We start from the raw sequence: 15,194 nt of genomic DNA, 5'->3' as shown, positions 1-15,194 counted from the left end.
CGGCGCGTGGATTACTCTGCCTTGCTCAACTTCAGCGCGGTTTCCAGCAGCAGGAACAGCCGGCGGATTTCGGCGCTCATCAGCGCAAAGCGCGCATCGAGTTCGGCGCGTGCGCCGTCGTCTTCGCTGTGTTCGAGCTGGTCCAGTGCGCCGTCGAGGAACTTGAGCTTGCGGATCACCAGATCGTCGCCGAGCACGAACGACAGATTGTCGTCCAGCACCAGCGCCAGCTTGGTGACCTGCTTGCCGGCTTCCAGGTGCTTGTCGATCTCGTCGCCGCGCAGTTCCTGGTGCTGGCACTTGACCACCGCGCCGCCTTCGATCGGGTCCTTCATCTCGCATTCTTCGCCCAGGCTCAGGCCGTCGGGCAGGGGCTCGCCGGCGATCCAGCCGGTGAGGATGGCGCGCGGTGCGACCTCGGCATTGAGCGGCAGTGCCGGGAAGCTGCCGAGCGCACCACGGATCTCGCTCATCACGTTCTCGCCGCTCTTGCGGCTGGAGGTGTTGACCGCGATGTAGCCGTTTTGCAGATCCAGGATGGCATCGGTGCGCGAGCTCTTGACGAAGGCGCGCGGCAGCAGCTCATGGATCAGGTCGTCCTTGAGGCGTTTGCGGGCCTTGCCGCCGGGGCGACGGCCTTCCTTCTCCTCGATCTCGGCGACCTTGCGCTCGAGCAGGTCGTTGACCACCGCGCCGGGCAGGATCTTGTCCTCGCCACCGACGGTGAGCCACAGGAAGTCTTCCAGACGGTGCGAGAGCACTTCCTGCTCGTCGCGGCCGAATGGCGAAATGAAGCCGCGCGAACTCATTTCCAGCGGGCCGACCGGCTTGAGCTGCACCTGCGGCAGCAATGTCTCGATCTCGGAAAAATCCAGCGTGGTGGGAAAACGGAACAGGGTGAGATTGCGAAAGAACATGCGTAAGACCGAAGAAGAGAAACGTGGAGGTGGAAGACCGATGGCGACCGGGCGGGCGCGTCAGTCGCTATCGTGTGTGGTGTCGCCGGCGGCGACCCAGGCGGTGGACGCATGCGCGACCGTGGCTGCGTCCGGCGCGAGGCCCAGGCGCATGAAATCGAACAGCGTGCGGTCGGCCAGCTGCTCGGGGCGTACGTCGCCGAGCGCGCGCGCAATCTGCTCGACCCGGCCGGGCTGCTCGTGGTCCCACTGCTGCAACATGCGGCCGACCTGCTGGCGCTGCAGGTTTTCCTGGCTGCCGCACAGGTTGCACGGGATGATCGGAAATTGCCGCGCCTGCGCGTAATCGGCGATGTCGGCCTCGCGCACGTAGGCCAGCGGGCGGATCACCACATGCGCACCGTCGTCGCTGCGCAGCTTGGGCGCCATCGCGGCCAGGCGCGCGTGGTGAAACAGGTTCATGAAGAAGGTGGCGACGATATCGTCGCGGTGATGGCCGAGCGCGATCTTGGTGACCCCATGCGCTTGCGCATAGGCATACAGCGCACCACGCCGCAGCCGCGAGCACAACGAACATAGGGTCTTGCCGGCCGGGATCACCCGGCTGACCACCGAATAGGTGTCCTGCTCGACGATGTCGAACGGCACGCCCAGTTCGCGCAGGTAGGCCGGCAGCACGTGGGCCGGGAAGTCCGGCTGCTTCTGGTCCAGGTTCACCGCCACCAATGTGAACGGCACCGGCGCCTTGCGCTGCAGGTGCAGCAGCATGTCCAGCAAGGTGTAGCTGTCCTTGCCGCCGGACAGGCACACCATGATCTTGTCGCCTGGGGCAATCATGCCGAAATCGGCAATGGCCTGGCCCACCTGGCGTTGCAACCGCTTGCCCAGGCGCAGTTGCTCACGCTGCAACCGCTGGCGCGGGTCGCGCGGCGCAGGGTCGGCCAGGGGTTGCGGCAGCGGCAGGACAGCAGTCATAAGCCGCCCATTGTAGCGGCCGGGGGGATTGGGATTGGGATTGGGTCGTGAGGCCAGAGGTGGCTGCCCCCATCCGCCCTTCGGGCACCTTCCCCCGTGAACGGGGGAAGGAAGCAAGCCTACGTCTACGGGGAGTGCCTTCCCCCAACCCTTTCCCGGCAGTTTCCTCTCCTGGCGACTCCCTCTCTTGATGGCCCCTTCTCTCGATGCTCCCCTCTCCCGCATGCGGGAGAGGGTGCCCGAAGGGCGGGTGAGGGCCGTACGCCCCAACCCACCAACCGCCAGCCATCACCACACCCCGCCGCTACGCAACAGCTCGCATCTCGCAGCGCAGCAAGCCTTTCGGCGGCGGGCTGGGTAAAGTCCGCAGGACCGTTTCAGCTGGGATCGGCATGACACCTTCGGCTTCGCTGTATGGCGCGGCTTTTTTCAGTCGGATTTTTGGTAGCGCTAACATTCTGCGCATTGCGTAGCAGTACACGCATGCACAGATGCGCTGCAGCGACGCGGCGCCATCGATCGTTGCGCGTGCCAGCGCCGCAGTGTGTCGATGCATCCCTCTCCCCCGTGACATCCCCTTTCTGCAGGAGTCCACCCCCATGAGCAACACCGTTTTCATCGGCGCGAAGGAATATTTCCCCGGCATCGGCAAGATCGGCTTCGAAGGCCGCGACTCCGATAACCCGCTCGCGTTCAAGGTCTACGACGCCAACAAGACCATCGGCGACAAGACCATGGCCGAGCATCTGCGTTTTGCCGTGGCCTACTGGCACAGCTTCTGCGGCAACGGCGCCGATCCGTTCGGCCCGGGCACGCGTGCGTATCCGTGGGATGCGGGCAACACCGCACTGGGTCGCGCCGAAGCCAAGGCCGATGCCGCGTTCGAGTTCTTCACCAAGCTTGGCGTGCCGTATTACTGCTTCCACGATGTGGACCTGGCACCGGATGCCGACGACATCGGCGAGTACGAGAACAACCTCAAGCACATGGTCGGCATCGCCAAGCAGCGCCAGGCCGACACCGGCATCAAGCTGTTGTGGGGCACCGCCAACCTGTTCTCGCACCCGCGTTACATGAATGGTGCGTCGACCAACCCGGACTTCAACGTGGTGGCGCGTGCGGCCGTGCAGGTCAAGGCCGCCATCGATGCCACCGTCGAGTTGGGCGGCGAAAACTACGTGTTCTGGGGCGGCCGCGAAGGCTATGCCTGCCTGCACAACACGCAGATGAAGCGCGAGCAGGACAACATGGCGCGCTTCTTGACCCTGGCGCGCGACTACGGCCGTGCGATCGGCTTCACCGGCAATTTCCTGATCGAGCCCAAGCCAATGGAGCCGATGAAGCACCAGTACGACTTCGACAGCGCCACGGTGATCGGCTTCCTGCGTCAGCACGGCCTGGACCAGGACTTCAAGCTCAACATCGAAGCCAACCACGCCACCCTCTCGGGCCATAGCTTCGAGCACGACCTGCAGGTGGCCTCCGACGCCGGCCTGCTGGGCAGCATCGATGCCAACCGCGGCAATCCGCAGAACGGCTGGGATACCGACCAGTTCCCGACCGACCTGTACGACACCGTCGGCGCGATGCTGGTGGTGCTGCGGCAGGGCGGGCTGGCACCGGGCGGCTTGAACTTCGATGCCAAGGTGCGGCGCGAGTCGTCCGACCCGCAGGATCTGTTCCTGGCCCATATCGGCGGCATGGACGCGTTCGCACGCGGGCTGGAAGTGGCCAACGCACTGCTGACCTCCTCGCCGCTGGAAAGCTGGCGCGCCGAGCGCTACGCCAGCTTCGACAGCGGCGCCGGTGCGGCGTTTGCGTCCGGCAAGAGCACGCTGGCGGACCTGGCCAGCTACGCGGCCGGCCATGCGCCCAAGCAGGTCAGCGGGCGCCAGGAAGCGTATGAGAACCTGATCAACCAGTATCTGACGCGTTGATGTGTCCATCGCACGCACGGCGTGTGACGCCGCGCGTGCGATGACAGCCGCGTGCAGTGCCACGGCGCGCTGCACGCGACCGCGTGAGGTGCTCGAACGGGCTGACAACCTGGCGCTGCGATCAGGGGATCGCTGCGCCGACCACCGCACGGCATGCGTGCGACAGGAACACGCAGCTGGCGCCCACCCCACAGCGACATCCTGGTGCGCCAGCCGCTCTTATTCGGCCGGACCGATTGCGATCGGTGCGGCCACCGAATCCCGCTTGACCAGCAGGTGCGCGACCACATGATCGACCATCTTCGACGTGCGTTCCTTGGCGCGAATCGTCTTCAACAAGATGTCCAGCGCGGCATCGGCCATGGCGGCGATGGGCTGCTGCACGGTGGTGAGTTCGGGCCAGACGGCAGTGGCTGCCGAAGTGTCGTCGAAACCCACGACCGACAGATCGCGTGGCACATCCAGCCCACGCCGGTGCGCCACCGAAATGGCCGCCGCGGCCATGTCGTCGTTGCTGGCGAAGATCGCGCTGGGGCGACGCTTGCGTGCAAGCAGTTTTTCGGCTGCAAGCAGACCCGAGCGGTAGGTGTAGTCGCCCGGTTGTACCAGATGCCTGTCCAGGCGCAGCCCGGCTTGTGCAAGCGCAGCCTGGAATCCTTCGAAACGCCGCGTGCTGGCCGACAGATTCGGGTGCCCGGCGATGTAGCCGATACGGGTATGTCCCTGCGCGATCAGGTGCTCGGTGATTTCCTTGGCCGCAGCGAATTCGTCGATGCGCACGCAGGCCACGTCGGGACTGAAATGGTTGGAGGCGATCGCCACCACCGGCACCTTGGCACGCACGAGTTCCAGCACCGCAGCACGGGATTCGCACAACGGCGGCGGCAGGATCACCCCGGCCACACCCTTGGCGAGCTTGCGCGCGGCACGGCGTTCGGCATCGGCATCGAGGTCGTCCCAGCAATCGATCACCAACTGGATCGACGTGCGCGAGGCAACCCGCAGCACGCCCAGCAACAATTCGCGCAGATATGCGCCGCTGGGGTCGCTGTAGATCAGCGCAATGCGCGTGCTCTGCGCAGCGGCCAGGGCGCTTGCGGCCAGATTAGGCGTGTAACCGAGTTTGTCGACTGCGCGCATCACGCGCTCGCGGGTGGCGTCGCGCACGCTGCCGTTGTTGTTGACCACACGCGAAACCGTCATCGGCGACACCTTGGCCAGCGCCGCCACCTCGTCGATGGTGGTCGCGCGGCTGGTGCGGCGGACCGATTTCCTGACCTTCTCCAAGCATGGCCTCTTCAAATACGAGCGAAAGTTGGCGGAAGCGCGCGTGCTGCTGCCGGTAAACCTGCAGCAGGTGCGGGCATGAGGATGCAAGCCATGGTACCGGGAAGCAGACAGAGCGGGGAGATGCGCACAGACGCCATTGCCGCAGCGGAGCGTACGGCATGAGCGCATGGCCAATGGGACGCAATCGCACAAGCGTGCGTGCGTTGGCACTGATGTGGCTGGTGCTGCTGGGTGGCGTGCTGCTGCCGGTCGCACCGGCACGGGCAGAAGATGGTTACGAGCTATGGTTGCGCTACCACACGGTGGCCGACGCCGCGCAACTGCAGACAAGCGCGCGGACCTTGGTGATTGCCGGCGACTCGTCCACCCTGCATGCGGCACGCGATGAGCTGACGCGCGGGGTGCAGGGCCTGCTCGGTCATGCACTGCAGAGTGCTGCCACGGTGACCGCCGATGGCGCGATCGTGCTGGGCGCCGCCAATGCGCCGCAGATTGCCGCATTGCAGCTCAACACCGGCGATCTTGGCCGTGAGGGGTATCTGATCCAGACGCTGCACGTGGATGGGCATCGCGCCACGGCCATCGTGGGCGGCAGCGATGTCGGTGCGTTGTACGGCACATTTCATTTCCTGCGCTTGCTGCAGACCGGCCAGCCCATGATCGCGCTGAACGTGCGCGAATCGCCGCGATTGCAGCTACGCATGCTCAACCATTGGGACAACCTGGATGGCGTGGTGGAGCGCGGCTATGCCGGTGCATCGTTATGGAACTGGCAGACGCTACCCGGCTATCTGGACCCGCGCTACACCGACTATGCACGCGCCAACGCCTCGCTGGGCATCAACGGAACCGTGCTCAACAACGTCAACGCCAAGGCCTGGAGTCTGACGCCGGAGTATCTGGACAAGGCCGCGGCGCTGGCCAAGGTGTTTCGCCCGTACGGCATCCGCGTGTTTCTCAGTGCACGCTTCAGTGCACCGATCGAGATTGGCGGCCTGCGCACCGCCGACCCGCTGGACCCACAGGTACAACACTGGTGGCGTGCCAAGGCCGACGACATCTACGCACGTATCCCGGATTTTGGCGGGTTCCTGGTCAAGGCCAACTCCGAAGGCCAGCCCGGCCCGCAGGATTACGGGCGCTCCCATGCCGATGGCGCAAACCTGCTGGCCGACGCGCTGGCCCCGCATGGAGGTGTGGTGATGTGGCGTGCCTTCGTGTATTCGCATGAGCAGCCGGACGACCGCGCCAAACAGGCGTACAGCGAGTTCGTTCCGCTCGATGGCGCATTTCGCGACAACGTGATCGTGCAGGTCAAGAATGGTGCGATCGACTTCCAGCCGCGCGAGCCGTTTCATCCCCTGTTCGGCGCGATGCGCAAGACACCGCTGATGCCGGAGTTTCAGATCACCAAGGAATACCTGGGCTTTTCCACCCATCTGGCATACCTGGGCACGCTGTTTGCCGAAACCCTGCAGGCCGATACCTATGTGCGCGGCAAGGGCTCAAGCGTGGCAAAGACAGTGGACGGCACGCTGTTCAACTCCGGCAAGCGTCCGCGGCTCACCGGCATTGCCGGAGTGGCCAATATCGGTGCCGATCGCAACTGGAGCGGCTCGATCTTCGATCAGGCCAACTGGTACGTCTACGGGCGGCTGGCCTGGAATCCGGCGCTGTCGCCAGAGGCGATCGCACAGGATTGGGTGCGCATGACCCTGTCCAACGACGCCACCGTGGTCACCCCGGTGGTCGGCATGATGCTGCGCTCGCGCGAGGCAGTGGTGGATTACATGACTCCGCTCGGGCTGCATCACCTGATGGGGCGCGGCCATCACTACGGGCCGGCGCCGTGGGATGCCGGCAGCGAACGGCCGGACTGGGACCCGGTGTACTACCACCGTGCCGATCGCAATGGCATTGGCTTCGATCGCAGCGCCAGCGGCAGCAATGCGGTGGCGCAATACGCAGCGCCGGTGGCGCGCGTATTCGGCGATGCGCAGCGCGTGCCCGAGCAGTATCTGCTGTGGTTTCACCATGTGCCGTGGGACCGGCGCATGGCCTCCGGACGGCCACTCTGGGAAGAGCTGGTCTGGCACTACGACCATGGTGTGGACGAGGTGCGTGCGATGCGCGCGACCTGGCAGGGCCTGGCAACCAGGATCGATGCACAACGCTACCGGCAGGTAAGCGATTTCTTGGCCATCCAGCAGGATGAGGCGCAGTGGTGGCGCGATGCCAGCATCGCCTATTTTCAGAGCGTGTCCGGGCGCGACCTGCCGGCCGGCGTGGTACCGCCTGCGCATCCGCTGGCGTACTACCAGGCCTTGACGTTTCCCTACGCACCAGGAAATCCGAAATGAGCGCACGCGTGATGACGACCCTGGCGGTGCTGCTGTCTGTAGCGATGGTGTCCGGCGCTGTGCAGGCCGCCGATGCGCCATTGCTGCATGCGCTTTTCCAGGACCATGTGGTGCTGCAGCGCGATGCGCCGATCAGGGTCTGGGGCGATGCGGCACCGGGCACGCGCGTCACCGTGCAGCTCCACACGCAGCAGGTGCAGGCACGCGCCGGCCGTGACGGGCATTGGCAGGCACGCCTGCCCGCACACGCGGCCGGCGGCCCGTACCGCTTGCAGGCCAGCACGCCCGATGGCACCACGCAGCAGGTGAGCGATGTATTGATCGGCGATGTGTGGCTGTGTTCGGGCCAGTCGAACATGGAATTGCAGGTGCATCGCACGCTGGATGCACGCAGCGAAATTGCCGATGCCGATCACCCCACCATCCGCATGTTCAAGGTGCCGGCGCAATCCAGCCCCACGCCGCAGACACGCTTCGGTGGCCAGGCGGCGTGGCAGCTCACCAGCCCGGAGACAGTGAAGGAGTTTTCTGCGGCGTGTTACTACTTCGCACGCGAATTGCAGAAGACCGTCGATGTTCCGATGGGCCTGATCAATGCCTCGTGGGGCGGCTCGCAGCTGCAGGCCTGGATCGGCGACAAGGCATTGCGTGCGGCAGGCGACGATGGTCCGGCGCTGGACGTGCTGGCGCGTTATGCCACCAGCCCGACCGATGCTGCGCCACGCTGGGGCGCGCTATGGGAGGCTTGGTGGCATGCACACGGCGAAGGCGAGCCCTGGCAGGCGGATGCGCCCGGCGCCTGGCAAACCGCACCGGCGGCATTGGGCGCATGGGACGACTGGGGCGTGCCGCAGCTGGTCGGCTTCAATGGCATGGTCTGGTATCGCACCAGCGTGGAGCTGACCGCCGCGCAAGCCGCGCAGCAGGCCAGCCTGTTGCTGGGGCCGGTGGACGAACTGGACCAGACCTGGGTCAACGGACGCGGCGTGGGCAGCAGTTATGGCGCCGATCAGCCGCGCCGCTACACGCTGCCGCGCGGCCACCTGCATGCCGGGCGCAACAGCATCGTGCTCAACGTGCTCAATACCTATCGCCGTGGTGGATTGCTGGGCGATGCGTCGTCGCGTGCGCTGCAGTTCGCCGATGGCAGCCGCGTGCCGCTGGATGCGCCCTGGCAGTACCAGATCGTCTCCCCGCGCCTGGGCACACCGCCGCGCGCGCCATGGTCGTCGGCGGCCGGGCTGACCACCTTGTACAACGGCATGATCGCCCCGCTCGGCCAGCTCGGGCTGCGGGGCGTGCTGTGGTACCAGGGCGAATCCAATGCAGGCGATGCGCTGCATTACCCGGCGCTGCTGCAGGCGTGGCAGCGCGACTGGCGTGCACGCTTCGGTGCGCAGCTCCCGCTGCTGGTGGTGCAGCTGGCCAATTACGGCGTCCCACCCACGCAACCGGTGGAAAGCGGGTGGGCGCAGCTACGCGAGGCGCAGCGCCGCTTCGTTGCCGACGATACGCATGCCGGCCTGGCGGTGGCCATCGACATCGGCGACCGCTACGACATCCATCCGGCCAACAAGCAGGAACTTGGGCGACGCCTGGCACGCGCCGCGCGGCGTGTGGTGTATGGCGAGGCGGTTGCACCCTCCGGCCCGGTGCCGCGCAGCGTGCGTCGCGATGGCGATGCCATCCGCATCGCTTTCGACGACGTGGATGCGGCATTGCTGAGCTATGGCAACGACGCACCGATCGGCTTCGAAGTCTGCGCTGCGGCAGCCGACAGTTGCCGCTACACCAACGCCATGCTGCAGGGCCGCGATGTCAGCCTGCGCCTGCCTTCGGGCATCGCCGCCACCCGCGTGCGCTACTGCTGGGCCGACAGCCCCGTGTGCACGCTATACGACCGCAGCGGCCTGCCAGCCGGCCCGTTCGAACTCCCCATCACTGCCGCCTCTTCCCCATGAGCGAGACCACGATGTCACAGACCCCCGACTCCCCTGCTCCGCTGCAAGGCTCGGCCCGCGATCGCGAGATCGTCGAGGCGCGCGTCATCGTCACCTGCCCGGGCCGCAACTTCGTCACGCTGAAGATCCGCACCCGCTCGGGCATCACCGGGCTGGGCGATGCCACGCTCAACGGCCGCGAACTGGCGGTGGCGGCGTATCTGCAGGAACACCTGGCGCCGAACCTGATCGGCCGCGATGCCGGGCGCATCGAAGACATCTGGCAGTTTTTCTATCGCGGTGCATATTGGCGCCGTGGCCCGGTGACGATGAGCGCGATTGCCGCCGTGGACGTGGCGCTGTGGGACATCCTGGGCAAGATGGCCGGCCTGCCCTTGTATCAGCTGCTGGGTGGGCGCTCGCGCGAAGGTGCGCTGGTGTACGGACACGCCAACGGCCGCGATATCGCCGAAACCAGCGAGGAAGTGGGCCGCTTCCGCGAGATGGGCTTCATCGCCATCCGCGCGCAATGCGGCGTGCCCGGCATCAAGAAGACCTATGGCATTTCCAGCGGCGGCAAGCCCTACGAGCCGGCCGAGAGCGAACTCCCCACCGAAACCGTGTGGTCCACGCCGCGCTATCTGGGGGTGGTGCCGAAACTGTTCGAGCAACTGCGCAACGACCACGGCGATGAGATCGAACTGCTGCACGATGCGCATCACCGGCTCACGCCGATCGAGGCCGCGCGCCTGGGCCGCGATCTGGAGCCCTACCGGCTGTTCTGGCTGGAAGACGCCACGCCCGCGGAGAACCAGCGCGCCTTCGAGATCATTCGCCAGCACACGGTGACGCCACTGGCGGTAGGCGAGGTGTTCAATTCGATCTGGGACTGCAAGCACCTGATCGAGCAGCAACTGATCGACTACATCCGCACCACGATTGTCCACGCCGGCGGCATCACCCATGTGCGCCGGCTGGCCGATTTCGCCGCGCTGCATCAGGTGCGCACCGGCTTCCACGGCGCCACCGATCTGTCGCCGGTGTGCATGGGCGCGGCATTGCACTTCGATACCTGGGTGCCCAACTTCGGCATCCAGGAATACATGTTCCATTCCGACGAGGCCAATGCGGTGTTCCCGCACGACTACGTCTTCCGCGACGGGCGCCTGCATTGCGGCGAAACGCCCGGGCATGGCGTGGACATCGACGAGGCGCTTGCCGCCAAGTATCCCTATGTGCCCAAGCAGCTGCCCATTGCACGCCTGGAAGACGGCGCGATGTGGGACTGGTGATGCGGCTGTTGCCGGCCGCGCTGGGAGCACTGATGGCTGCGCTTGTGCCCACCATGGCGCAAGCGCAGCGCAGCGCCCGGGCCGATGTCACCTTCGATTGGTTCGACTATCGCGGCGACGATGCGGTGTTCGCCACGCCACTGGCGGCTGGTCAATACCGCAACCCGATCCTGGCCGGCTTTTATCCGGACCCCAGCATCACCCGCGTCGGCGAGCGCTATTACCTGGTCAATTCCACGTTCGCGTATTTCCCGGCAATCCCGGTGCTGGAAAGTACCGACCTGGTGCACTGGACACAGGTCGGCAACGTGGTCGAGCGGCGCGAGCAGCTGAACTACGACGGCCTGGGCGTGTCGCGCGGCATGTTCGCCGCCAGCATTCGGCATCACGACGGGCGCTTCTACGTGGTCGGCACGTCGGTGGACAGCGGTGGCAATTTCATCGCCAGCGCCGAGCGCGCGTCCGGCCCGTGGTCGGCGCTGACGTGGTTGCCCGGCATCGATGGCATCGACCCGTCGTTGTTCTTCGATACCGATGGCAGCGCGTATCTGCTCAACAACGGCCCACCGGAAGGCACGCCGTTGTACGAAGGACACCGCGCGATCTGGATGCAGCGCCTGGACATCGCCACCAATCAGCCCATCGGCCCGCGCAAGGTACTGCTCAATGGCGGCGTGGACCTGGCCAGCAAACCGATCTGGATCGAGGGCCCGCACCTGTATCAACGCGACGGTTGGTATTACCTGTCGTGCGCCGAAGGCGGCACCGGGCCGCAACATTCGCAGGTGGTGTTGCGCAGCCGCAACCTGTGGGGCCCGTATGTCGCCTCACCGCACAATCCGATCCTCACCCAGCGCGATCTGCCGGCCGAGCGCGCGCATCCGGTCAGCAACGCCGGCCACGCAGATCTTGTCGAAGCAGCGAACGGACACTGGTGGGCGGTGTTTCTGGCCAGCAGGCCGTATTCCGGCGATCGCTACAACACCGGACGCGAAACCTTCCTGTTGCCGGTGCAGTGGCGCGATGGCTGGCCATCGATCCTGCCCGCGGGCAAACCGATTCCGTACATCGTCAACGCACCTGCCGGGACAAGGACGCCTGTCGATCAGGCGCCGCTATCAGGCAACTTCCGCTGGCACGACGATTTCACTGGCGCGACCTTGCAACGCGAATGGCTCACCCTGCGCGTGCCCAAACGCGCGGTGGCCGACGCGCAGGCACGTGCCGGCTGGTTGACCCTGCATGCGACGACGCAGGGGCTGGAAGGTAGCGGCACGCCTGCGTTTCTTGCGCGTCGCCAGCAACACACGCGCTTTTACGCCAGCACCGCGCTGGCGGTGCCCACCCAGGCCGGCGTGCAGGCCGGGCTGGCCGCGTTCCAGAACGCCAACGCGTGGTATGCGCTGGGCGTGCGACGCGACGGCGCCGCACTGGAAGTGTTTATCGACAAGCGCGATGGCGCCACCACCACCACGCTGGCGCACGCCCGCATCCCGTCCACCACCACGCAGCTGCGCTTGCAGATCAGCGGCGATGGTGGCGCCTACAGCTTCGACTACGACGCGACCGGTACCGGCTGGCAATCGCTACGCCGCGACGACGACGCCGGCATGCTCAGCACCGCACAGGCCGGCGGCTTCGTCGGCAGCATGATCGGGCCCTTCGCCCGGTTGCAACCGGACCGCACCAAGGAGGACTGACCATGCTTTCGCACCCTGCCCGTTTCGCCCCCGGCCCGCGCCGCATCCTGTTTGCCGGCCTGCTGCTGGCCATCGCCCTGGCCGCCGGCAACACACAGGCGGTTGCACCGCCGCCGCCCCTGTATCTGGACACCCAACAGCCGTTCGAAACGCGCGCCGCCGACCTGGTGTCGCGCATGACATTGGACGAAAAGGCCGCGCAGATGCAGAACGCTGCCCCGGCCATTCCGCGCCTGCGGGTGCCCGAATACGATTGGTGGAACGAAGCGCTGCACGGCGTGGCACGCGCCGGTGGCGCCACGGTGTTTCCGCAGGCGATCGGGCTGGCAGCGACCTTCGACACCCCGCTGATGGCCGAGGTCGCCACCGCCATCGGCGACGAAGCGCGTGCCAAGCACCACGCCTTTCTGGCGCGCGGCGAGCACAAGCGCTATCAGGGGCTCACCTTCTGGTCGCCCAACATCAACATCTTCCGCGACCCGCGTTGGGGCCGCGGCCAGGAAACCTACGGCGAAGATCCGTTTCTCACCGCGCGCATGGGCGTGACCTTCGTGCAGGGCCTGCAGGCGCAACAAGGCCCGTATCGCAAACTCGATGCCACTGCCAAGCATTACGCGGTGCACAGCGGCCCGGAAGCCGACCGCCACCACTTCGACGTGCACCCCAGCGAACGCGATCTGTATGAAACCTACCTGCCGGCCTTCCAGGCCTTGGTGCAGGAAGGCCATGTGGCCGCAGTGATGGGCGCCTACAACCGCGTCAACGGCGAGTCCGCATCGGCCAGCACACGGCTGGAAGGCATCCTGCGCCACGACTGGGGCTTCGATGGCTACATCGTCAGCGATTGCGCGGCGATCCGCGATATCTGGCAGAACCACAAGATCGTGCCCACGCCCGAAGCCGCCGCCGCGCTCGGCGTCAGGCACGGCACCGACCTGGATTGCGGGGACACCTATGCGGCCCTGCCCAAGGCGGTGCGCGCCGGATTGATCGACGAGGCCACCATCGATACCGCGCTCAAGCGCCTGATGACCACGCGCATGCGCCTGGGGATGTTCGACCCGCCGGCCAAGGTGCCGTGGGCGCAGATTCCCGCTTCAAGCAATCAATCGCCGCAGCACGATGCGCTGGCCCGCCGCACCGCACGCGAGTCGCTGGTGCTGCTGAAGAACGATGGCCTGCTGCCGCTCAAATCCACGCTCAAGCGCATCGCCGTGATCGGCCCCACTGCCGACGACCCGATGTCGCTGCTGGGCAATTACTACGGCACGCCCGCCGCGCCAGTCACCATCCTGCAGGGTATCCGCGATGCGGCGCCGCAGGCGCAGGTCGTGTATGCACGCGGCAGCGATCTGGTGGAAGGGCGCGAAGACCCCAACGCCGCCGCACCGATCGACACGCGCTACCTGCGCCCGGCCGCCGGTGCAACGCAGAACGGATTGACCGGCGACTACTTCAAGGGACGCAGCCTGGCCGGGCAGCCGGTGCTGACCCGCATCGACCCGCGTATCGCGTTTCGCTGGGACCGCAATGCGCCGACCGACGATGCATTGGGCCGCGGCGAACTGCAACCCGGGCAGGCCTTGGACAAGGACGATTTCAGCGTGCGTTGGCACGGCCAGTTGTTGCCGCCGGTCACCGGCGATTACGAACTGCAGATCGCCGCCGATGACGGCGTGCGGCTGTTTCTGGACGACAAGCTGCTGATCGACCAGTGGAGCGACGCACCGCGCATGCGCGGCGGCAACGCCAACGTGCGCCTGGACGCCGGCAAGGCCTACGACCTGCGCGTGGAGTATTACGAAGCCACCCGCGATGCCGGTGTGCGCCTGGCCTGGCGCATGCCCGGCGCCAAGCCACCGCTGCAGGAAGCGGTGGACGCCGCGCGCAACGCGGAGGTGGTGGTCTTCGTCGGCGGCCTCACCGGCGATGTCGAAGGCGAGGAAATGGACGTCAACTACCCCGGCTTTGCCGGTGGCGACCGCACCGACACGCGCCTGCCCAAACCGCAGCGCGAGTTGTTGCAGGCAGTGCAGGCCACCGGCACGCCGGTGGTGATGGTACTGACCACCGGCTCGGCGCTGGCCATCGATTGGGCGCAGCAGCACGTTCCCGCCATTCTGCTGGCCTGGTATCCCGGCCAGCGCGGCGGCAGCGCGGTGGGCGATGCGTTGTTCGGGCAGGCCAATCCTGGCGGCCGGCTGCCGGTCACGTTCTACAAGGAAGACGAGCGCCTGCCGGCCTTCGACGATTACGCCATGCGCGGGCGCACCTATCGTTACTTCGCCGGCAAGCCGCTGTACCCGTTCGGCCACGGCCTGTCGTACACGCAGTTCGCCTATTCCGATCTGCAACTGGACCGCAGCACCGTGGCCGCCGATGGCACGCTGACGGCAACGGTCACGCTGAAGAACACCGGCCAACGCGCGGGCGATGAAGTGGTGCAGCTGTATCTGCATCCGCTCAAGCCGCAACGCGAACGCGCCGGCAAGGAACTGCGCGGCTTCCAGCGCATTACCCTGCAACCCGGCGAACAACGGCAGCTGCGCTTCACCCTCAAGGCGCAAGACGCCCTGCGCATCTACGACGAGCGGCGCAAGGCGTACGCAGTGGATCCAGGCGACTACGAAGTACAGATCGGCGCTTCCAGCGCAGACATCCGCAGCAAACAACGCTTCACCGTCACCGATAAGTAATCACCTCCCAAACCATGCAACAAAGCCCCTCTCCCGCCGGGGCGAAGAGGCACCGCTTGCGCGCCACTGGCGCGCGTGCCTTGGAGC

Annotated in this window: 10 protein-coding genes; 7 read left to right on the top strand and 3 right to left on the bottom strand. The window is 66.3% G+C overall.

Features of this window, described 5'->3' with window-relative positions; all coding sequences use genetic code 11:
- Positions 1–11 precede the first annotated feature (11 nt).
- Together Y887_RS00525 and ttcA are read right to left on the bottom strand one after the other, a co-directional pair.
- Positions 12–917, bottom strand: a complete 906-nt coding sequence (locus Y887_RS00525; protein WP_046962490.1) for a recombination-associated protein RdgC — start codon at positions 915–917, stop codon at positions 12–14.
- Positions 918–977: 60 nt separating this feature from the next.
- Positions 978–1,892 carry a tRNA 2-thiocytidine(32) synthetase TtcA gene (gene ttcA / locus Y887_RS00520; RefSeq protein ID WP_046962489.1) on the bottom strand — a complete coding sequence of 305 codons (915 nt, stop codon included), beginning with the start codon at positions 1,890–1,892 and terminating at the stop codon, positions 978–980.
- Between the two features lie 599 nt (positions 1,893–2,491).
- On the opposite strand from ttcA, the gene xylA reads away from it, so the two are divergent.
- Entirely contained in the window at positions 2,492–3,829 is a 1,338-nt protein-coding gene (xylA, locus tag Y887_RS00515; RefSeq protein WP_046962488.1) for a xylose isomerase, read from the top strand.
- Between the two features lie 219 nt (positions 3,830–4,048).
- Here the strand turns inward: xylA and Y887_RS00510 are convergent, their stop codons facing one another.
- Positions 4,049–5,032, bottom strand: a complete 984-nt coding sequence (locus Y887_RS00510) for a LacI family DNA-binding transcriptional regulator (RefSeq protein ID WP_502362096.1) — start codon at positions 5,030–5,032, stop codon at positions 4,049–4,051.
- Between Y887_RS00510 and Y887_RS21635 the strand changes: the two genes are divergently transcribed.
- From Y887_RS21635 to Y887_RS00485, 6 genes are all read left to right on the top strand, one after another.
- Positions 5,010–5,198 carry a hypothetical protein gene (locus tag Y887_RS21635; protein ID WP_502362097.1) on the top strand — a complete coding sequence of 63 codons (189 nt, stop codon included), beginning with the start codon at positions 5,010–5,012 and terminating at the stop codon, positions 5,196–5,198. The two genes, Y887_RS00510 and Y887_RS21635, sit on opposite strands and share 23 nt — an antisense overlap.
- 79 nt (positions 5,199–5,277) lie before the next feature.
- Positions 5,278–7,479 (top strand): alpha-glucuronidase family glycosyl hydrolase, encoded by a 2,202-nt coding sequence (locus tag Y887_RS00505; protein ID WP_425445630.1) that lies wholly within the window; start codon positions 5,278–5,280, stop codon positions 7,477–7,479.
- An 11-nt stretch (positions 7,480–7,490) separates the two neighbouring features.
- The gene (locus Y887_RS00500; protein ID WP_425445631.1) at positions 7,491–9,440 is read left to right on the top strand and encodes a sialate O-acetylesterase; all 1,950 of its coding nucleotides are present in this window, start codon (positions 7,491–7,493) and stop codon (positions 9,438–9,440) included.
- Positions 9,441–9,451: 11 nt separating this feature from the next.
- Positions 9,452–10,711, top strand: coding sequence for a D-mannonate dehydratase ManD (gene manD, locus Y887_RS00495; RefSeq protein WP_046962492.1), 1,260 nt, complete (start codon positions 9,452–9,454; stop codon positions 10,709–10,711).
- A gap of 32 nt (positions 10,712–10,743) precedes the next feature.
- Positions 10,744–12,411 carry a glycoside hydrolase family 43 protein gene (locus Y887_RS00490; protein WP_146093428.1) on the top strand — a complete coding sequence of 556 codons (1,668 nt, stop codon included), beginning with the start codon at positions 10,744–10,746 and terminating at the stop codon, positions 12,409–12,411.
- Between the two features lie 71 nt (positions 12,412–12,482).
- Positions 12,483–15,107, top strand: a complete 2,625-nt coding sequence (locus Y887_RS00485; protein WP_181113206.1) for a glycoside hydrolase family 3 protein — start codon at positions 12,483–12,485, stop codon at positions 15,105–15,107.
- Positions 15,108–15,194: the final 87 nt, after the last annotated feature.

Source organism: Xanthomonas pisi DSM 18956, from assembly GCF_001010415.1.
Taxonomy (GTDB): Bacteria; Pseudomonadota; Gammaproteobacteria; order Xanthomonadales; family Xanthomonadaceae; genus Xanthomonas; species Xanthomonas pisi.
Note: the sequence above shows the minus strand (reverse complement) of the source record. Positions and strands in the feature narration are given on the sequence as shown.

What these genes read in the sequence shown, in the direction of transcription:
- Y887_RS00500 (WP_425445631.1), top strand. Translation starts at nt 7,491, where the DNA reads ATGACGACCCTGGCGGTGCTGCTGTCTGTAGCGATGGTGTCCGGCGCT.
- Y887_RS00525 (WP_046962490.1), bottom strand. Translation starts at nt 917, where the DNA reads ATGTTCTTTCGCAATCTCACCCTGTTCCGTTTTCCCACCACGCTGGAT.
- xylA (WP_046962488.1), top strand. Translation starts at nt 2,492, where the DNA reads ATGAGCAACACCGTTTTCATCGGCGCGAAGGAATATTTCCCCGGCATC.
- Y887_RS00490 (WP_146093428.1), top strand. Translation starts at nt 10,744, where the DNA reads ATGGCTGCGCTTGTGCCCACCATGGCGCAAGCGCAGCGCAGCGCCCGG.
- Y887_RS00505 (WP_425445630.1), top strand. Translation starts at nt 5,278, where the DNA reads ATGAGCGCATGGCCAATGGGACGCAATCGCACAAGCGTGCGTGCGTTG.
- manD (WP_046962492.1), top strand. Translation starts at nt 9,452, where the DNA reads ATGTCACAGACCCCCGACTCCCCTGCTCCGCTGCAAGGCTCGGCCCGC.
- ttcA (WP_046962489.1), bottom strand. Translation starts at nt 1,892, where the DNA reads ATGACTGCTGTCCTGCCGCTGCCGCAACCCCTGGCCGACCCTGCGCCG.
- Y887_RS00510 (WP_502362096.1), bottom strand. Translation starts at nt 5,032, where the DNA reads ATGACGGTTTCGCGTGTGGTCAACAACAACGGCAGCGTGCGCGACGCC.